The 19,253-nt window shown below is 71.7% G+C and carries 11 protein-coding genes; 6 read left to right on the top strand and 5 right to left on the bottom strand.

What is annotated here, in order from left to right; genetic code table 11:
• Positions 1 to 8: 8 nt before the first annotated feature.
• Positions 9 to 518 (bottom strand): MarR family winged helix-turn-helix transcriptional regulator, encoded by a 510-nt coding sequence (locus tag A4R25_RS01660; protein WP_064445345.1) that lies wholly within the window; start codon positions 516 to 518, stop codon positions 9 to 11.
• Between the two features lie 83 nt (positions 519 to 601).
• Between A4R25_RS01660 and A4R25_RS01655 the strand changes: the two genes are divergently transcribed.
• Positions 602 to 1,834 carry a multidrug effflux MFS transporter gene (locus tag A4R25_RS01655; protein WP_064445344.1) on the top strand — a complete coding sequence of 411 codons (1,233 nt, stop codon included), beginning with the start codon at positions 602 to 604 and terminating at the stop codon, positions 1,832 to 1,834.
• A gap of 56 nt (positions 1,835 to 1,890) precedes the next feature.
• Here A4R25_RS01655 and A4R25_RS01650 read toward each other — a convergent pair whose 3' ends face one another.
• Positions 1,891 to 2,820 (bottom strand): carbohydrate kinase, encoded by a 930-nt coding sequence (locus tag A4R25_RS01650; RefSeq protein ID WP_064445343.1) that lies wholly within the window; start codon positions 2,818 to 2,820, stop codon positions 1,891 to 1,893.
• 335 nt (positions 2,821 to 3,155) lie between these two features.
• On the opposite strand from A4R25_RS01650, the gene A4R25_RS01645 reads away from it, so the two are divergent.
• Positions 3,156 to 4,292, top strand: a complete 1,137-nt coding sequence (locus A4R25_RS01645) for a lytic polysaccharide monooxygenase (RefSeq protein ID WP_064445342.1) — start codon at positions 3,156 to 3,158, stop codon at positions 4,290 to 4,292.
• A gap of 60 nt (positions 4,293 to 4,352) precedes the next feature.
• Here the strand turns inward: A4R25_RS01645 and asnB are convergent, their stop codons facing one another.
• A complete protein-coding gene (asnB, locus tag A4R25_RS01640) occupies positions 4,353 to 6,314 on the bottom strand; it encodes an asparagine synthase (glutamine-hydrolyzing) (protein ID WP_043329713.1) in 1,962 nt (653 codons plus the stop codon).
• Positions 6,315 to 6,427: 113 nt separating this feature from the next.
• Here asnB and A4R25_RS01635 point away from each other — a divergent pair, with 113 nt between their 5' ends.
• From A4R25_RS01635 to A4R25_RS01625, 3 genes are all read left to right on the top strand, one after another.
• Complete coding sequence (locus tag A4R25_RS01635) at positions 6,428 to 7,903, top strand: aminopeptidase P family protein (protein WP_030504250.1); 1,476 nt, start codon at positions 6,428 to 6,430, stop codon at positions 7,901 to 7,903.
• 311 nt (positions 7,904 to 8,214) lie between these two features.
• Positions 8,215 to 9,930 (top strand): hypothetical protein, encoded by a 1,716-nt coding sequence (locus A4R25_RS01630; protein WP_231915399.1) that lies wholly within the window; start codon positions 8,215 to 8,217, stop codon positions 9,928 to 9,930.
• Positions 9,931 to 10,221: 291 nt separating this feature from the next.
• Entirely contained in the window at positions 10,222 to 12,072 is a 1,851-nt protein-coding gene (locus tag A4R25_RS01625; protein ID WP_064445340.1) for a hypothetical protein, read from the top strand.
• Between the two features lie 71 nt (positions 12,073 to 12,143).
• Here A4R25_RS01625 and pulA read toward each other — a convergent pair whose 3' ends face one another.
• Complete coding sequence (pulA, locus tag A4R25_RS01620; RefSeq protein ID WP_064445339.1) at positions 12,144 to 17,642, bottom strand: pullulanase-type alpha-1,6-glucosidase; 5,499 nt, start codon at positions 17,640 to 17,642, stop codon at positions 12,144 to 12,146.
• A gap of 143 nt (positions 17,643 to 17,785) precedes the next feature.
• Positions 17,786 to 18,478 carry a cellulose binding domain-containing protein gene (locus tag A4R25_RS01615; protein WP_064445338.1) on the bottom strand — a complete coding sequence of 231 codons (693 nt, stop codon included), beginning with the start codon at positions 18,476 to 18,478 and terminating at the stop codon, positions 17,786 to 17,788.
• Between the two features lie 153 nt (positions 18,479 to 18,631).
• Here A4R25_RS01615 and A4R25_RS01610 point away from each other — a divergent pair, with 153 nt between their 5' ends.
• Positions 18,632 to 19,231, top strand: coding sequence for a GNAT family N-acetyltransferase (locus A4R25_RS01610; RefSeq protein ID WP_064445337.1), 600 nt, complete (start codon positions 18,632 to 18,634; stop codon positions 19,229 to 19,231).
• Positions 19,232 to 19,253: the final 22 nt, after the last annotated feature.

Raw genomic sequence — 19,253 nt, 5'->3', positions numbered from 1 at the left:
CCCGGCGATCATCCGGCCCCGGGCGGCGCGGCGGCCACCGGGTTTCCGGACGTACGGGGGTCCCGTTCCGGGCGGGTGTGTGCCCGCAGCGTGGTGAGCAGCGTGTCGAGGTGCGGAGCGGCGGCCAGGATCGCGTCACGCGCCGCCGGGTCGAGGTCGGCCAGCGCCTCGGTGAGCAGCGCGGTGCGGTGCCGTTGGTGGTCGGCCATCCGCCGGTGGGCGGCCTCGGTGACGCGCAGCCGGACCACGCGGCGGTCGGCGGGGTCGCGGTCGCGGGCCAGCAGCCCGGCGTCGGTGAGGTCGCGGACCAGCGTGCTCACGGTGTTGGGCGCCGTGCCGAGGCGCCGGGCCACGTCCTTGCCGCTGATGCCCGGCGTGTCCCGGACGAGCAGGAGCAGTTCCACCTGAGCTTCGGGCAGCGGGTCCCGCCCGGCGCGCGCCGTGGACCGGCGGCGCACGAGCCGGTGCAGCTCCCCGAGGACCGCGCCGAACCGCGCGACCTGCTCGTTCGTCGACACGGGGTCACCCGCCTCACATCGCAATAGTTCTGACTACAGAGGTAAGGTACCCGAGCACATCGGATTTCAGGGGGTACCCGCTCGTGAGTCAAGCCGCGCCGCCCGCCGCCCGCCCGACCGGTGCCGGCGCCACCGCGTCCACCGGGGGCGCGAGCCTGCTGGTGCTGCTCGGCACGCTCACCGCGATCGGCCCGCTCTCGCTGGACATGTACCTGCCCGCGTTCCCGGCCATGACCCGCGACCTCGGCGCCGACCAGGCCGGCATCCAGCTCTCGCTGACCACCTGCCTGATCGGCTTGGCATTCGGCCAGCTCGTCACCGGGCCGCTCAGCGACCGCTGGGGGCGCCGCCGCCCGGTGCTGGTGGGCGTGGTCGCGTACACCGTGCTGGCGCTGGCGTGCGCGGCGGCGCCGAACGCCCCGCTGCTGGCCGCCGTCCGGTTCGCCCAGGGCCTGGCCGGCGGCATGGGCGTGGTGGTCGCCCGCGCCGTGGTCCGCGACCTCTACTCGGGCCGGGCCGCCGCGAAGTACTTCTCCCGGCTCACCCTGGTCTTCGGGGTAGCGCCGATCGCGGCGCCGGGCGTGGGCAGCCTGGTGCTCCGGTTCGGCTCCTGGCGGTCCGTGTTCCTGGTGCTGGCCGCCATCGGCGCGGTGCTGGCCGTCGCGGTCGCGCTGCGCCTGCCGGAGACGCTGCCGGCCGAGCGCCGCAGCACCGGCGGACTGGGGGCCACCGCCCGGACCATGCGGTCGCTGCTCGCCGACCGGGTCTACCTCGGGTACGCGCTGACCCAGGGCTTCGCCTTCGCCGGGCTGTTCGCGTACATCTCGGGGTCGTCGTTCGTATTCCAGGACGTCTTCGGCGTCTCCGCGGCGGTGTTCAGCGTCATCTTCGGCGTCAACGCGCTCGGCCTGGTGGCCGTCGGGCAGCTGAACGCCCGGCTGCTCGACCGGTTCCCGCCACGCCGGCTGCTGGTCACCGCGCTGGCGGTCGGCCTGGTCGCCGCGGCCGGCGTGCTGAGCGGCGCGCTGACCGACGGCCTCGCGCTGACCGCGGTGGCGCTGTTCGGGTACGTCGGCGCGCTGGGCATGGTGACGCCGAACAGCACGGCGCTGGCGCTGGACGCGCACGCCCGCCACGCCGGCACCGCCGCCGCGCTGATGGGCGGCATCCAGTCGGTCGTCGGCGCGCTGGCCGCGCCCCTGGTCGGGCTCGGCGGCGAGGGCAGCGCGCTGCCGATGGCCACGGTCCTGGCCGGCGCCGCCGTCCTCACCCTGGTCACCGTCCTGACGATGACCCGCACGCGGGCTGAGCGCTGAGCGCGTTAAGAAGGGGCCCCTTCTCTACCTGAGGCGTTAACAAGGGGCCCTTCCTTTCACGCGAAGCGGGCGGTCACCTCGGCGCGGGTGGGCATGGCGGTGGCGCCACCCGGGGACTCGCAGACCACTGCGGCCACCCGCAGCGCGAACGCCACCCGGTCCCGCCACCCGGCCGGGTCGGCCGGCTCACCGGCGGCCAGCAGCTCGGCCACCAGCGCGCCCATCACCGAGTCCCCCGCGCCGGTCGCGTCCACCGCGTCCACCTTCGGCGCGGGCACGCGCACCACGTCGTCGCCGGCGGCGACCAGCGCGCCGTCCGCGCCGAGCGTGACCACGACCGTGCTCGCGCCCAGTTCCCGCAGGTACGCGGCCACGCCCTCGACCGGCTCGTGCGGGTAGAGCACCCGCGCGTCGGCGCTGCTGAGTTTGACCAGGTGCGCGGCGGCGGCGAACTCGGCGACCACCGCGCGCAGCCCGTCCAGCGCGTCCGGGGCGGTGAGCAGCCGGGGCCGCACGTTCGGGTCGAACACCCGCAGCGCGCCCGCGATCGACCAGGCGCGCCGGGCGGCGGCGAGCACCGGCGGGGCAAGCAGCACGATCGAGCCGCAGTAGAGCACGTCCGCGCCCTCGACCAGCGCCACGTCCAGGTCGTCCGGGCCGAGCAGCGCGTACGAGCGGGGCTCGCCGTAGAAGCGGAAGTCCGGCTCGGGGCCGGCGAAGGTGGCCACCGCGAGCGCGGTCGGGGCCGGCACGGTCACCGTCCCGCTCACGTCCACACCGGCGTCGGTGAGGAAGGCGCGGATCCGTCCGGCCAGCGCGTCGTCGCCGAGCGACCCGACGAACCGCGCGTCTCCGCCGAGCCGAGCGGTCGCCACCGCCACGTTGAGCGGTCCCCCGCCGATCGCCTGCCGGTAGACGGGCTCTCCGTCGCGCTCGGCGTCGAGCAGGTCCACCAGCGCCTCGCCGAGCACCACCGCGTACCCCATCCTGGCTCCCCTCGTCGTCCTACCCCGATCCTGGCGCATACCGGCGCCACCGCGCGCCGGGACCCTGGCATCGAACGGCGCCTATTGCGGGCCGCGCCCGGACGTGGTGGGATGGCGGTGCCGGGTGACGACGCGGGGGCTGCCGCGTCACCGGCCGCCGGGTCGATCCGACGCGAGGGCATCCACGGTCCGTTGGGCAACGGACCGCAGACGGTGCGCGCCCGTCGACGGCCACGGCCGCACTCCGACCGGGCGCGGGCACCGCGATCGTCGCATCCGCTCGTCGCAGCGGGGCGGGCCGAACCGGGCCACGCTCCGCGAGTCAGGAGATCCCCGTGCACCGATCCCGATCCCGTACGGCCGCGTTGCTCACCGCGGCCGCCACCCTGACCCTGGGCGCGTTCGCCCTGGTCACCAACTCCGGACCGGCGGCCGCGCACGGCGCGGCCATGACGCCGGGCGCCCGCACCTACCTGTGCTGGAAGGACGGCCTCACCGGGACCGGTGAGATCCGGCCGAACAACCCCGCCTGCTCGTCGGCGGTGGCCGAGAGCGGCGCGAACTCGCTGTACAACTGGTTCAGCGTGCTGCGCTCCGACGCCGGCGGGCGGACCGTCGGGTTCATCCCCGACGGCAAGCTGTGCAGCGGCGGCAACCCCGGCTTCAGCGGGTACGACGCGGCGCGCAACGACTGGCCGATCACCCACCTGACGGCGGGCCGGTCGATGGAGTTCCGGTACAGCAACTGGGCCCACCACCCGGGCACGTTCTACTTCTACGTGACCAAGGACAGCTGGAGCCCGAACCGGCCGCTGGCCTGGAGCGACCTGGAGGAGCAGCCGTTCCTGCAGGTGACCAACCCGCCGCAGCGCGGCGCGGTCGGCACCAACGACGGTCACTACTACTTCACCGGCAACCTGCCGTCGAACAAGAGCGGCCGGCACATCATCTACTCGCGCTGGGTCCGCTCGGACAGCCAGGAGAACTTCTTCGGCTGCTCGGACGTGACGTTCGACGGCGGTAACGGCGAGGTGACCGGGATCGGCTCGGGCGGCAGCAACCCCCCGACGACCGCGCCGCCGACCACCGCGCCGCCGACCACCGCGCCCCCGACGACCGCGCCGCCGACCTCGCCTCCGCCGGTGACGACCAGCCCGACCATGCCGGCCGGCTCCTGCATGGCGGTGTACAAGGTGGTCACCGCCTGGGGTGGCGGCTTCCAGGGCGAAGTGACGATCATGAACCACAGCACCTCGACGTACTCCGGGTGGACCGCGAACTGGACCTGGCCCAGCGGCCAGACCATCAACCAGGTGTGGAACGGCACGTTGAGCGGCAGCGGGGCGTCGGTGAGCGTCTCCAACGCCGCCTACAACGGCAGCGTCCCGCCGGAGGGCACCACCACGTTCGGCTTCACCGCGAACTTCTCCGGCACCAACACCCTGCCGACGGTCACCTGCACCGGCAGGTGACCCCGTAACGGGAAGGGCCCTCGGGGAACACCCCGGGGGCCCTTCCTCGTCACGCTCGGGTCAGCGGACCATGCTGCCGACGACCGGCTTGGTGAGCAGCGCGGACTGGTTGCGCTGGATGCCCGGGTCGAGCGTCTTGGCCACGAAGATGGCGTGCCAGATGCAGAAGATCAGCACGGTCCACACCTTGCGGGAGTGGTCCGCCTCCTCCCGCTTGTGCTCCTCCAGCAGGCGCATCGCGTACGACAGGTCGATCAGGTCGCCCGCGCCCGAGGTGGACAGCACGTGCCGCGCCCACTCGTACATCTCGCCGCGCAGCCAGACCCGGGTCGGGGTCGGGAAGCCCAGCTTCTTGCGGTTGACGATGGCCGGCGGCACGACGCCCTGCAGCGCCTGGCGCATCGCGTACTTGGTGGCCTCGGAGCGGGGCGGCAGCTTCAGGTCGACCGGGATGCCGGCGGCGACGTTGAACACCTCCCGGTCCAGGAACGGCACCCGCACCTCCAGCGAGTGCGCCATCGAGATCCGGTCGGCCTTGACCAGGATGTCGCCGCGCAGCCAGGTGTAGAGGTCGACGTACTGCATCTTGGTGACGTCGTCCAGCTCGGTGCACTCGGCGTAGATCGGGGCGGTCACGTCGGTGTAGCGCACCGAGGGGTCGTAGCGGCGCAGCAGGTGCTGCTTCTCCTCCTCGGTGAACATCCGGGCGTTGCCGTAGTAGCGCTGCTCGATCGGGGTGGTGCCGCGCTCCAGGAAGCTCTTGCCCTTGACCCCCTGCGGAATGGCCTTGGACACCGCGCGCAGGCCCTTCTGCACACCGTCGGGCAGGCTGTTCACCGAGTTGAGCGACAGCGGCTCCCGGTAGATCGTGTAGCCGCCGAAGAACTCGTCCGCGCCCTCGCCGGAGAGCACCACCGTGACGTGCTCGGCGGCCTTCTTCGCCACGAAGTACAGCGGCACCAGCGCCGGGTCGGCGACCGGGTCGTCCAGGTGCCAGACGATCTTCGGCAGCGCGTCGATCATGTCCTGCGGCCCGATCTTGGTCGGGATGGTGGTCACGTCGAGGTGCCGGGCCGAGTCCTGGGCCACGTCGATCTCGGAGTAGCCGGGCACGTCGTAGCCGACGGTGAAGGTGAGGATGTTCGGGTTGAACTCGCGGGCCAGCGCCACCACGGCGGTGGAGTCGATGCCGCTGGACAGGAACGAGCCGACCGGCACGTCCGAGCGCATGTGCATCCGGACGCTCTCCCGCAGCGTCTCCCGGATGTCGTGGTAGAGCCGCTGCTCGTCGGAGACCGGGGCCGGCCGGAACACCGGGCGGTACCAGCGGCGGACCTCGATCCGGCCGCCCGGGGTCCAGTTCAGGTACTCCCCCGAGCCGATCCGGCTGATCCCCTTGTGCAGCGTGCCCGGCTCCGGCACGTACTGCAGCGTCAGGTAATGGCTCAGGTTGGCGGTGTCGATGCCCGCGTCGCCCTGGTACGCCGAGTGCGCGAACGGCAGCAGCGCCTTCTTCTCCGACGCGAGGTAGAGGCCGTCCTGGGTCTCCAGGTAGTGCAGCGGCTTGATGCCGAAGTAGTCCCGGGCGCCGAAGGCCCGCCGCTCCTGCCGGTCCCAGATGACGAACGCGAACATGCCGCGCAGCTTGGTGAGCACCTGCTCACCCCAGTAGTGGTAGCCGGCGACGATCACCTCGCCGTCGCCGTTGGTGGCGAACTGGGCGCCGTAGTCGCGGATCAGCTCCTCGCGCAGCTCGATGTAGTTGTAGATCTCGCCGTTGAAGGTGAGCAGGTACCGCCCGCCCGCGTACGGCAGGGGCTCGTGGCTCAGCGCCACGTCGATGATCGCCAGGCGCTTGTGCGCGAACACACCGTCCGCGTACCGGCCGGAGGCGTCGCCGACCACCTCGACCCCGGTCTCGTCCGGGCCACGGTGGTGCAGGCACTCCAGTGCGCCGGCGATGTTGTCGCGGTGGGCGGCGGCGTCGCCGCGCGCGCTGAAGAAGGCCAGGAGTCCGCACATGGCCGCCATCTTTCCACGCGCCGGAAGCCTCCGTCGCGGCACCGCAGGCACCTCCCGCTGTCGTGCGCGCGGTACCGTCTGGACCAGCGACGAGGCTCAGGGAGGGACGGATCATGGCCGAGGAGCGGACGCGACAGGGCAAACCGGCGGACGGTACGGAGTCGCACGACCCGGACTTCCCGGAGGCGTTCCTGTCGTTCATGCGCCAGGGCTGGCGGGACACCGAACTGCCGGTCGCCCCGCGCCCGGAGGCGCCCAACCACGCCAAGCGGCGGGCCGCGCTGGCCGAGGCCTTCCCGGGCGAGACGCTGGTCATCCCCACGGGCAACGAGAAGGTACGCGCCAACGACACCGAGCACCGGTTCCGTCCGGGCAGCGACTTCGCGTACCTGACCGGCGACCTGGAGCCGGACAGCGTCCTCGTGCTGCGCCCGGGTGGCGAGTCCACGCTGTTCATGCGGCCCCGGTCGTCGCGGGTGACCGACGAGTTCTTCCGCAGCCGGCACGGTGAGCTGTGGGTGGGCCGCCGGCCGACGCTGCGGGAGAAGTCCACCGAGCTGGGCCTGCCGACGGCCGACCTGAGCGAGCTGGACGCGACGCTGGCCGAGCTGGCACCGGGGCGTACCCGGGTGCTGCGCGGTTTCGACGCCCGGGTGGACGCGGCGGTGCGTCAGTACGACGGCGCGCGCGCCGACGGTCAGCCCGGCCGCGACCGGGAGCTGGCCATCGCGATCGCCGAGCTGAAGCTGGTCAAGGACGAGTGGGAGATCGCGCAGCTCCAGGAGGCGTGCGACGCCACGGTGCGCGGCTTCGAGGACGTGGCACGGGCGCTGCCGGCCGACCGCGGCGTCTCCGAGCGGCTGCTGGAGGGCGTCTTCGCGCTGCGCGCCCGGCACGACGGCAACGACGTCGGGTACGGCTCGATCGTCGGGGCCGGCGAGCACGCCACTGTCCTGCACTGGGTGCACAACCACGGCGCCACCCGTCCGGGTGACCTGCTGCTGATGGACATGGGCGTGGAGAACCGCAACCTCTACACCGCCGACGTCACCCGGGTGCTGCCGGTCGACGGCCGGTTCACGCCGTTGCAGCGCCAGGTCTACGACGCCGTGTACGCCGCCCAGCAGGCCGGCATCGAGATGTGCCGACCGGGCGTGGCGTTCCGGGACGTGCACCTGGCCTCGATGCGGGTGCTGGCCGAGGCGCTGAAGGATCTCGGGCTGCTGCCGGTGAGCGTGGACGAGGCGATGGACCCGGCCTCCACGGTCTACCGGCGGTGGACGCTGCACGGCACCAGCCACATGCTCGGCATCGACGTGCACGACTGCGCCAACGCGCGCAAGGAGAACTACCGGGAGGGTCCGCTCGGCGAGGGGTACGTGCTGACCGTCGAGCCGGGGCTCTACTTCCAGCCGGAGGACGAGATGGTCCCCGAGGAGCTGCGGGGCATCGGCGTGCGGATCGAGGACGACATCCTGGTCACCGCGGACGGTCCGGTGAACCTGTCGGCCGGTCTGCCGCGGCGCTCCGACGAGGTGGAGACCTGGCTGGCCGAGCAGCGTGAGGCGGGCCCCCGCCTGCCCGGCTGAGTCCTGCGGGCCGCGATCTTCCGGCGGGCCCCACCACCGCGCCTTCACGGCAGGTGGTGGGGCCCGCCGCCGTCTGGGGGAGTTGCGGTCCGCTCACGTGGTTGGTCACCGACCGCCGATCGTGGGAGGAATGCGGGCTTTTTTCGGATACGTCTTCCTCGCGAGGAACCTTCTCATACGGTGCTGGTCAGAGGCTACAACCGGTTTGTAGCTGGTCGCCCGGCCTGGGGCGGTGCGACCCGTTTGGGAAGAACCGAAAGGGCTCTCATCTCATGTCGAACGATGTAACGACACCCGACGGTGGAGCGCCGATGGCGCCTGCCCCGCGGACGAGCAAGCGGCGGGCGCTCTGGGTCGCCACCGGCGTGGCCGGGCTGACCGGCGTCGTCGGGCTGGCGGCGCTGGGCGGTCTCGCCGCCCGCGACGACAAGTCCGGCACCGAGCCGGTGGCGGACAACCACGCCGTCGCTCCCCAGAACGCCGGCAACGACTCCGACGGCGGCTACGACAAGGACGGGTACGACAAGGACGGCAAGGACGGCAAGGACCGTGGCCAGGAAGGCCGTGACCGCGGCGAGTGGGGCCCGGACAAGGGCGACTGGGGCAAGGACGGCAAGGACGACCACGGCAAGACCCGCGAGGTCGCCTGCGACGACGACGCCCTGATCGACGCCCTCGAACTGGCCAACCGCGACCACGGCGGCACCCTCAAGCTCGCCGAGAACTGCACCTACGAACTCGGCGTCAAGGACCGCAAGTTCGGCTCCGCCCTGCCCGAGATCAAGCAGGACGTCACCATCAAGGGCAACGGCTCCACCATCAAGCGCGACGCCGAAGACACCTTCCGCATCTTCCGCGTCCGCGACGGCGGCGACCTCACCCTCAAGGACCTCACCGTCTCCGGCGGCAACGCCAACGAGTTCAAGTACCCCGGGCCGTCCGTGCCGAAGGCGGCCGACCCGGCCGAGCTGGATGCCAAGCGGGTCGAGGGTGACGGCGGCGCGCTCCTGGTCGAGCGCGGCGGCAGCGCGCACCTGGACAACGTGAAGCTGACCGACAACAACGCCGAGGGCGACGGCGGCGCCGTCGCCAACTACGGCCGCACCTGGCTCAAGGAGAGCAAGGTCGTCAACAACCACGCCCAGGGCGACGGCGGCGGCATCTTCAACGAGGGCATCCTCAAGGTCGAGGAAACCCACGTCGACGACAACACCGCCGGCGGCAACGGCGGCGGCATCGCCAACGGCAGCGGTGAGCACCACGACGGGCCGGTCGACCTGGCCTCGGCGGCGAAGGCCGACAAGGGTGAGCACGGCAAGCACCGCGCCGGCACGGTCGAGATCACCGGGGCGTACGAGGGCAAGGACGCCTCGTTGAGCACCCTGAGCCGCAACCGGGCGGGCCACAACGGTGGCGGCCTGTTCAGCAGCGGCGGCTGGGTCACCGTCTCGTTCACCGCGATCGGCGGCAACGTCGCCTGCGACAACGGTGGCGGCGTCTACGCCGAGAACACCGACCTGCTCCTGGAGAAGGTCCACGTGGCGGGTAACCACGCCGACGGCAACGGCGGCGGCGTGGTGACGACCGGCGGGCGCGACTGGGCCGGCAACGGCGCCGAGAAGGACGGCCTCGCGGGCAGCGCGACGATCGCCGACAGCGCGGTCGTGGACAACACAGCCGGCCGCTTCGGTGGCGGCATCTACAACGGTGAGTGGCTCATCAAGATCGAGGACGGCTTCCTCACCCGCGAGCACGACAAGGACGACAACGCCACCCTCACCATCCGCGACACCGAGATCAAGGCCAACACCGCCCTCAACGGCGGCGGCATCTTCAACAACAAGGCCAAGATCACCCTCACCAAGACCCACGTCACCAAGAACACCGCCACCGACTCCAGCAAGCTCCACCGCGTCGCCGGCGGCGTCCTCAACAACGAAGGACGCGTCAAGCTCGACGACAAGTCCCTCATCAGCAACAACGACCCCACCAACTGCGCCAACACCGTCGAGGACTGCTTCAACTGATTCGCTCCACCACATAACCCGGGGTGCCCTCCTTCCGCCGCGACGGCGGGAGGAGGGCACCCGACCTCGGAGCGGCCCGGCTGGCCGTGGTGTCCCCCACCGGGGCGTCCGGACCGCACTGCGCCCGCCCATCCCACCCGCACCCTTATGCGGGTTTTTTTCGTATATGGCCACGAGGCGAAGAAGGTTCTCATACGGTCGTTCTCAGCAGCTACAACCGATTTGTAGCGAAGGCCGCCTCGCCAGGGCGAAGCGACCTTGTCAGGTACAAGGAGAGGGCAGAGAGCTCCGATGTCCAACTACCTTCGCAATAACAATGACGCCACCAGCAAGACCATCTCCCCGCTCCGGCGTCGCCGGATGTGGCTCGCCACGGGCGTCGTGGGCCTGACCGGAGCGGTCAGCCTCGCCGGCGTGGCCTACGCGACCACCGGGGCCACCGGCCCGCACCGGCTCGCCGACGTCAAGTGGTCGACCACGCAGCAGCTCAGCGACGACGACCACGGCGACAAGGGCGAGTACGGCCGGGACGGGTACGACAAGGACGGCAAGGACGGCAAGGACCGTGGCCAGGAAGGCCGTGACCGCGGCGAGTGGGGCCCGGACAAGGGCGACTGGGACAAGGACGGCAAGGACGACCACGGCAAGACCCGCGAGGTCGCCTGCGACGACGACGCCCTGATCGACGCCCTCGAACTGGCCAACCGCGACCACGGCGGCACCCTCAAGCTCGCCGAGAACTGCACCTACGAACTCGGCGTCAAGGACCGCAAGTTCGGCTCCGCCCTGCCCGAGATCAAGCAGGACGTCACCATCAAGGGCAACGGCTCCACCATCAAGCGCGACGCCGAAGACACCTTCCGCATCTTCCGCGTCCGCGACGGCGGCGACCTCACCCTCAAGGACCTCACAATCAAGGGCGGCAACGCCAACGAGTTCAAGTACCCGGGTGGCGGCGGCCAGCCGCCGGCCGCTGCTCCGGCGGCCGCCCCGGCGGTGGCGGCCCCGGCCGCTCCGGCTGTCGCGGCTCCGGCCGCGGCGACCACGGCCGCCGCTGTCACGCCCGTCGCCGACGGCATGAACGGCGGCAAGGACGACGACAAGCGGGTCGAGGGTGACGGCGGCGCGCTCCTGGTCGAGCGCGGCGGCAGCGCGCACCTGGACAACGTGAAGCTGACCGACAACAACGCCGAGGGCGACGGCGGCGCCATCGCCAACTACGGCCGCACCTGGCTCAAGGAGAGCAAGGTCGTCAACAACCACGCCCAGGGCGACGGCGGCGGCATCTTCAACGAGGGCATCCTCAAGGTCGAGGAAACCCACGTCGACGACAACACCGCCGGCGGCAACGGCGGCGGCATCGCCAACGGCGGCGGCTTCTCCGGCGAGCACGGCCCGGCGGCCTCGGCCGCGCCGAAGGGCTACGACAAGAAGGAGAAGCACCACGAGGCCGGGATCGTCGAGATCTTCGGTTCCGACCACGGCAAGGACGGCATCAAGTCCAGCCTGTCGGACAACCGCGCCGGCAAGAACGGCGGCGGTCTGTTCAGCAGCGGCGGCACCGTCACGGTCTCCTTCACCGCGATCACGGGCAACACCGCCTGCGAGAACGGTGGCGGCGTCTACGCCGAGAACACGGACCTGGACCTGGACAAGGTGCACGTGGCCAAGAACCACGCCGACGGCAACGGCGGCGGCGTGGTGGTCACCGGCGGCAAGCACTGGGGCTACCCGAACGACAAGGAGCACGCCAGCGCCACGATCGCCGACAGCAAGATCGTCGACAACACCGCCAACCGCTTCGGCGGCGGCATCTACAACGGTGAGTGGCTCATCAAGATCGAGGACGGCTTCCTCACCCGCGAGCACGACAAGGACGACAACGCCACCCTCACCATCCGCGACACCGAGATCAAGGCCAACACCGCCCTCAACGGCGGCGGCATCTTCAACAACAAGGCCAAGATCACCCTCACCAAGACCCACGTCACCAAGAACACCGCCACCGACTCCAGCAAGCTCCACCGGGTCGCCGGCGGCGTCCTCAACAACGAAGGACGCGTCAAGCTCGACGACAAGTCCCTCATCAGCAACAACGACCCCACCAACTGCGCCAACACCGTCGAGGACTGCTTCAACTGACCTGACGGTCCCGGGGTACGCGACCGGCCCCCTGCCACGTGACGTGGCAGGGGGCCGGTCGGCCGTGCCGGTCAGCTCTGGACGAACACCGCCACGCTGCGCGCGGGCACGGTGAACGTGCCGGCGGCCCGGTCGAACGAGGCGGTACGCAGCGCCGGGTCGGCCGAGTTCCGCAGCACCGGATGCAGCGCCACGTTCGCCCCGCGCAGCCCGGTGACCGTCTGCTTCGCCGTCTCCGGCGTGGCGTTGAAGACGACGGTCACCGACTTCCACGTCCCGTCCAGCCCGCGCGCGTCGAGGGTCATGGTGAGCACGCCCGGCGTCTCCTTCGGTCCGGACAGCGGGAACGCCACCCGCTTCTGCACCTGCTCGGCGCTGCTGAGCCCGAACACCGGCGAGGATCGGCGGACCCGCAGCAGCTCCGCGTACCGGGCGTCGGCCAGTTCGACCGCCGCGCAGTCCGGCACCAGCAACGGGTCGGCCAGCAGCGGCTTCGCGTACGACCACTTGTCGCGGTTGTCGGCCTCCGGCGGCAGGCCCGCGCCGAACCCGTTGCCCTGGGCGCAGTCCCAGCGGATCTGGTTGAACCAGTCCCCCGAGTTGTACGAGTTGCGGTCCAGCGACTTCGAGCGCAGCCGCTCCGAGCCGGTGGTGACGAACCCGGCGCCCTGCCCGAGCGCTGTGGTCGCCAGCGCGAGCACCTGCATCCGGGCCCGGTCCTGCGCCGAGGTCCCCTGCGGCAGCTTGTACGCCAGCGCGTCGTACAGGATCTCGTTGTCGTGCGCGTCGACGTAGGTGACCGACTCGCCCGGCGCGGCCGTGTATCCGGCCGGCGCGCCCTTGTAGTCGACCTGCGCGCCGGTGACCCGCTTCCCGGAGGAGTCGGTGAACCGGTAGTCGCGCAGGTTACCGGTCAGGCCCACCTTGATCAGGTCGTGCTGGTGCAGCAGCCGGGCCCGCTGCTCGGCCGCCGTGCCGTTGACCTCGTCGCCGTTCGGGTCGGTGTAGAGGCCGGAGGCGAAGCCCTGCGCGCGCGGGTTCGCGTCGAACGGGCCGCCGCCGCGCACCGCGTCGCGGAGCCGGTCGTTGAACGTGCCGATGCCGGTGCCGGCCATGTTGATCTGGGTGGCCTGGGTGAACCGGGCGTCGTCGGCGACCTCGCCGAAGTTCCAGCCCTCGCCGTAGAGCAGGATCTTCCGGCCGTCCACGCCGTCGCGGGCGAGCGTGAGCTTGTCCAGCGCGGCCCGTACGGCCAGGATGTTCGCCTTCGGGTGGTGGCCCATCAGGTCGAACCGGAAGCCGTCGACCTTGTACGCCTTGGCCCAGGTGACGATCGACTCCACCACGAGCTTGCCCATCATGGCGTGCTCCGGGGCGGTGTTGGCGCAGCAGGTCGAGTTGGCCACCGACCCGTCGTCGAGCAGCCGGTGGTAGTAGCCCGGCACCACCTGGTCGAGCACCGACTTCGGGTCGGCGCCGGCGGCCGAGGTGTGGTTGTAGACCACGTCCATGACCACCCGCAGGCCGGCCTTGTTCACCCCGGCGACCATCTGCCGGAACTCGGTGGTGCGCTTGGCGCCGTTCGGGTCGGTGGCGTACCCGCCCTCCGGCACCGTGTAGTGCAGCGGGTCGTACCCCCAGTTGTAGCCGTCGGTGTCGGCGACCGCCGCGACGCACTTCTGCTGCTGGTCGGAGTCCGGCGGCAGCGCGGCCAGGTCGCAGGCCGGCTGGGCCTGGTCGGCCCGCTTCTCCGGGATGGTGGCGAAGTCGAACGCGGGCAGCAGGTGCAGGTAGTTGACCCCGGCGTCGCCGAGCGCCCGCAGGTGCTTCATGCCCGCCGTCTGCGGGTCGGTGAACGCCAGGTAGGTGCCGCGCCGCTCGGCCGGAACCGTGTTGTCGGCGATGGAGAAGTCCCGCACCGACAGCTCGGTGATCTGGGCCTTCGACGCCGGCGGGGCGGCCGGCTTGCGCAGGTTCGCCCAGCCGGCCGGCGCGAGCGCCGGGTCGGTCAGGTCGACGATCTGGCTGTGCGTGGAGTTCGGCGCGAGCGCCACCGAGTACGGGTCGGTCACCGACGCGGTGACCACCTTCTGTGTCGCCGGCTGCCACGCCTGCACCTGGTAGCGGTAGTAGCGGCCGGTCCACGCCTTCGTCCCGCGCACCGACCAGACACCGGTGCGGTCGTCGCGTCGCATCGCCACAGTGGTCGGCTCGGCCGTTGGCGAGTCGAACAGCTCCAGCGCCACCTTCTGCGCGGTGGGCGCCCACACGGCCAGCGTGGGTACCCGCCCGGCGAACGTCGGGCCGAGTTTCGCGCCGGTCGCGGCCGCGTAGACGTCGTCGAGCACGCCCGGGATCTGCACGCCGGTGGCGGCGAGCAGGGCGCCCTCGGCGTCCCGCTCGGTCACCACGAGCTGCCCGCGCAGCGCCGCCGGCACCTTGGCCAGGTCGCCGCGCGCGAGCGTGAAGGCGCGACGGTCCCAGAGATGGGGGTACGCCTGTCGTTGCGCCTCGGTCAGCCCGTTGCGCTGCGCCCGCAGCGGCAACTCGGTGTACGTGCCGGTCAGCTCGCCGTCGGCGACGCCGATTCCACCGGCCGGGGCGACCGCGAGCGCGTACCGCCTGCCGTCGGTCGGGCCGGTGGCCCAGGCGACTGTGGACCTGTCGATCCAGTTCGCCTTCTGCCTGGTGATGTCGATGTCGGTCGCGGCGCCGGACGTGGTGGTCGGCAGCAGCCGGCCCTTGACGCCGGCGAGCAGCCACACCTCGCGCCCGGCGGTGGCGAAGTCGAGCCGCTGGTCCTCGGGGTGGTCCTTCTGGTCGCCGGAGTGCACGATGTAGCTCAGCCCGGTCGCGCCGGCGCTCAGCGGCACGCGGAACACCGCGCCGTAGGCGTCGATCTTCTCCGGCTTGAGCGGCGTGGCCCAGTCGGTCGGGCTGGCGGCGCCGTCCCACAGGTGCAGGCCCCAGCCGTCGTAGTTGCCGTCGGCCTTGCGCCAGTGGATCAGCGCCGTGTCCGGCGCCACCGGCGGGTCGGGCTCGCCGGTGGCGGCCTGCCGCGTCGGGTACACCTCGGCGTCGCCCTGCTTGACCCAGACCTCCCCGGTCCGGGTCACGTCGATGAAGCGGTCGGCCGCGACGTCCTTGTTGCCGCCGGAGTCGACCACGACGAAGCCGACCGACTTCGCGCCCGGCTTGAGCTTCACCCAGGCGAACCGGCCGTACGAGTCCTCGCCGGCGAACGGCTGCCCGGCGGGCCACTCGGTGACGTACGCCGGGTCGATGTCACCCCAGGCGTAGAGCCGCCAGTCGTCGTACCCGCCGGCCGGGCGCTTGTAGTGCACGATCGCCCAGTCCCGCGACTCGCCCCGGTCCGGGGTGCCGACGGTGCCGGTGGCGCGGGCGGTGGCGGTGCGGCCCTTGCCGTCGCGGACCACTGCCTTGTACTCGACAGTGGTGCCGCCGGGCAGGCCGGTGAGGTCGTGGTGCACGGTGTACGGGGCGCGGTGCGCGCTGCCCAGCAGCGTCCACTTCCCGCCGTCGACCCGGGCGGCGAACGTGACGGTGGCGAGCGGGTCGCCGGTGACCTGGGCGGTGACGGTGGCCTTGCCGGGGGCGGGCTCGTCACCCGGCTCGGTGATCGTGATCTTCGGAGCGGCCCCGGGGTGCGGGATGGCCCGGTCGGCCTTGAGCACCACCGCCGACATCGCCGGCACGGTGAGGCTCAGCTTGCCGTCGGCAGCGGCCGTCACGTCTGCGGCGCCGCCGTACACGCCGGTGAAGCGGGCGCCGGCCGACCAGGTGTCCACCGTGACAGTCTGCGGGGTGGCGGCGTTGTTCACCGCCGCCACGTACTCGATCCGGTCGGCGGGCAGGACGCGGGAGAACGCGAAGACGCCGGGACCGTCGGCGGCGTGCCGGGTGACCTGGACGCCGTCGCGCAGCGCCGGGTGCGCGGCCCGCAGGCCGCCCAGCTCGGCGATGGTCCGGTAGAGCGGATGGCGGGTGTCGTACTGGTCGACGGCGTGGGTGCGGGTGGTGCCGATCAGGTCGTCGTCGAGGTAGTCGGCGGTCCGGGAGGCGAACATGTCCTGCCGGGCGTCCTTGTCCCCGCCCGGGCCGGTGAAGCCCTGCTCGTCGCCGGAGTAGACGACCGGCTGGCCACGGGTGAGGAACATGAGCTGGTGGGCGAGCCGGCTGCGCGTCAGCTGGGCGGCGTCGTCCCCGCCGCCGGCGGCGACGAACGAGCCGATCCGGCCCATGTCGTGGTTGCCGAGGAACGTGGTGAGCCGGTTGGCGTTCGTGTCCCGCGCGGTGTAGAGGTCGTCCTTGGCGTACACGTCGGCGAGGGCCTTGGCCGAGCCGTCGGCGGCGGCGTAGCCACGTGCCGCCTCCTGGAACGAGAAGTCGAGCGTGGCGGGGAGGCCGCCGCGCCGCACGTAGGTGGACTGGATCTCCTGTTCGGCGCTGTAGACCTCGCCGAACATGAAGAAGTCCTTCTTGCCGGCCTTCGCCGCGGCGGCGTCGATGCCGCGGGCGAACTGCGGCCAGAACTCGAGGTTCGAGTGCTTGACGGTGTCGAGGCGGAACCCGTCCACGCCGGCCTTGCCGATCCACTCGGCGTAGATGTCGGTCATGCCGCGCACCACTTCGGGCCGCTCGGTCCACAGGTCGTCCAGGCGGGAGAAGTCGCCGTACTCGCTGTTCTCCCCGGCGAAGGTGGAGTCACCGCGGTTGTGGTACATGGTCGGGTCGTTCAGCCACGCCGGTACCTTGACCTTCGCGTCGGCGGGGGTGGCGAACACCGGGGTGTACGGGAACGACTTCTCGTTGACGGCGGGGAACTTACGGGTGCCGTCGGCGTAGTTCCGGTCCTCGAAGGGTCGTCCCTGCGCGTCGCGGTAGGGCGCGGTCTTCTTGTCCACGTAGCCGTACTTGTCCTCGGCGTACCGGATGACGTCGGCGGTGTGGTTCACGATGATGTCGAGGTAGACCTTGATGCCCCGCCGGTGGGCGAGGTCGACCAGCTTCTTCAGCTCCGCGTTCGTGCCGAAGTGCGGGTCGACCTGGGTGAAGTCGGTGATCCAGTAGCCGTGGTAGCCGGCCGAGACGTCGGCGCCGGTGCCCTGCACGGGCCGGTTCTTGAAGATCGGGGCGAGCCAGATGGCGGTGGTGCCGAGCCCTTGGATGTAGTCCATCCGGTCGATCAGGCCCTTGAGGTCGCCGCCGTGGTAGAAGCCCTTGTCGGTCGGGTCGTGGCCGGTGGTGAGCCGGCCGCCGGTGAGGCCGCCGTTGTCGTTGCGCTTGTCGCCGTTGGCGAAGCGGTCCGGCAGGACGAAGTAGAACTGCTCGGCCTTGGCGGTGTTGCGGCTCGCCGCGAGCAGCGCGTCGGGCGAGGGCTCGTGGTTCCACTGGGGAGCGTTGCCGGCGGCGAGGACGTCGGGGGTGGCGGCGCGCTCGGGAGCGTCGTCGCCGAGCTGATGGAGGGCCACCGGAACGCCGACGACGGCGAGCACGAGGGAGGTGACCAGGGCGAGCAGCGCCTTGGGGGATATCGGCGGCGGTTTCATCGACGGCCTTTCTCTGGTCGCTGATTCGCCCGCACGCTAGCCCTTGCCGAAACATTCTGCAATACCTTGCAAACCATGCTGCAACAAAGCAGTTACCTTGCAAGAGAGTGCACGCGTGTCGCCCCGATCCCGGGGCGCGGGTTCTACCGAGCGACGCAGGGCGTGCCGTCGACGGTGCAGCTCGCCGGCCGGGTGCCCGCCCGCTCGATGTGGAACCGCACCGCCAGGGACTGCCCGGGGGCCAGGTCGAATCCGCTGCGGTAGGTGAAGACGCCGTCGTCGAAACGGAACACGCCCTGCTCGGCGCCCTCGACCCAGGCGGTGACCAGCCTTCCGCCGGGGAAGACCGCGCGCACCGTCCAGCCCCGGTGCGAACGCGCGGTGTTGACGAGCAGCACCTCGCCGATGAAGCCGCCGTCGAAGGCGCTCTGCACGCTGTACCTGCCGGTCACCGCGGACGGCGGCGCCACCGGCGGCGGAGACGACGGGGGCGGCACCGGCCGGGCGACGCCCCGGGGGCTGGGCGTCGACGCGGCCGGCGTCGGCCGGGCGGGCAGCTCCGTGGAGCGGGGCGACAGACCCGGCAACACCGGAGCGGTGGCGGAGACAGGCGACGGACCGCTGGCGCTGACCGCCGTGGGGGTCGGCGGCACGTGCGGCAGCGGCATCAGCGGATCGGGCGGATCGGCCGCCGGGAACGTGCTCCGTCCCCGCACCGAACCGAGCGCCACCGCCAACAGGACCACCATCACGACCACGCCGGCGGCGACGAGGATCCAGGGGGACGAGGTCATGGCGGCCCCGGGCTGCGGGCCGGAGCGACGCGTGTGGGACATGGTCCTCCTGTCGGGGTCCGGGCCAGCGTAGCCACCGGGACCGGGCCGCGGCGAGCGGCCGGAATCGGGCCTGCCGCACGGCGCGGACTCCTGATACCTTGCACGCCGATCAATGACCACAATGGCTCGTCGAGCCGGTAGGACGGATGGCCAGTGACTGAGTGGCAGGGCAACATCCGGCGGGCGTCCACGGCGGACGCCGCCGTCGTGACCGCGATTCTCGCCGAGGCGTTCATGCAGGATCCGGTGAGCGGCTGGGTCTTCCCGGCCGACGACCACCGCGCGCGGGTCCATCCCGCCTTCTTCGGGCCGTTCGTCGCGCTGGCGCTGCGCACCGGCGAGGTCCACCTCGCGGGCGACGGCCTGGGCGCCACGCTCTGGCTGCCCACCGGCGACGGCCACGAGGCCGAGGAGGGCGACGAGTTCGCCGAGATGGAGGCCGCGATCGGCGCCGAGGCCATGAAGCGGTTCGGCATGCTCGACGAGATGATGGGCGCCCGCCACCCGAGCGAGCCGCACTGGTACCTGCCCTTCATCGCGGTACACCCGGACCATCACGGCAAGGGCGTCGGGTCGGCGCTGCTGCGTAACAAGCTGGCCGAGCTGGATCAGGCCGGCTCCGCCGCGTACCTGGAAGCCAGCTCGCCGCGCAACGCCGCGCTCTACGAGCGCCTCGGGTTCCGGCGCCGCCCGGTCACGCTCGACCTGCCGGACGGGCCCAGCCTCTACCCGATGTGGCGCGACCCGGCCTGACCGGGATCGTCCCGCCCCGGCC

Origin of the sequence: Micromonospora sp. NBRC 110037 (assembly GCF_001652995.1) — a bacterium.
Taxonomy (GTDB): Bacteria; Actinomycetota; Actinomycetes; order Mycobacteriales; family Micromonosporaceae; genus Micromonospora; species Micromonospora chalcea.
Note: the sequence above shows the minus strand (reverse complement) of the source record. Positions and strands in the feature narration are given on the sequence as shown.

What these genes read in the sequence shown, in the direction of transcription:
- A4R25_RS01650 (WP_064445343.1), bottom strand. Translation starts at nt 2,820, where the DNA reads ATGGGGTACGCGGTGGTGCTCGGCGAGGCGCTGGTGGACCTGCTCGAC.
- pulA (WP_064445339.1), bottom strand. Translation starts at nt 17,642, where the DNA reads ATGAAACCGCCGCCGATATCCCCCAAGGCGCTGCTCGCCCTGGTCACC.
- A4R25_RS01625 (WP_064445340.1), top strand. Translation starts at nt 10,222, where the DNA reads ATGTCCAACTACCTTCGCAATAACAATGACGCCACCAGCAAGACCATC.
- asnB (WP_043329713.1), bottom strand. Translation starts at nt 6,314, where the DNA reads ATGTGCGGACTCCTGGCCTTCTTCAGCGCGCGCGGCGACGCCGCCGCC.
- A4R25_RS01635 (WP_030504250.1), top strand. Translation starts at nt 6,428, where the DNA reads ATGGCCGAGGAGCGGACGCGACAGGGCAAACCGGCGGACGGTACGGAG.
- A4R25_RS01615 (WP_064445338.1), bottom strand. Translation starts at nt 18,478, where the DNA reads ATGTCCCACACGCGTCGCTCCGGCCCGCAGCCCGGGGCCGCCATGACC.
- A4R25_RS01630 (WP_231915399.1), top strand. Translation starts at nt 8,215, where the DNA reads ATGGCGCCTGCCCCGCGGACGAGCAAGCGGCGGGCGCTCTGGGTCGCC.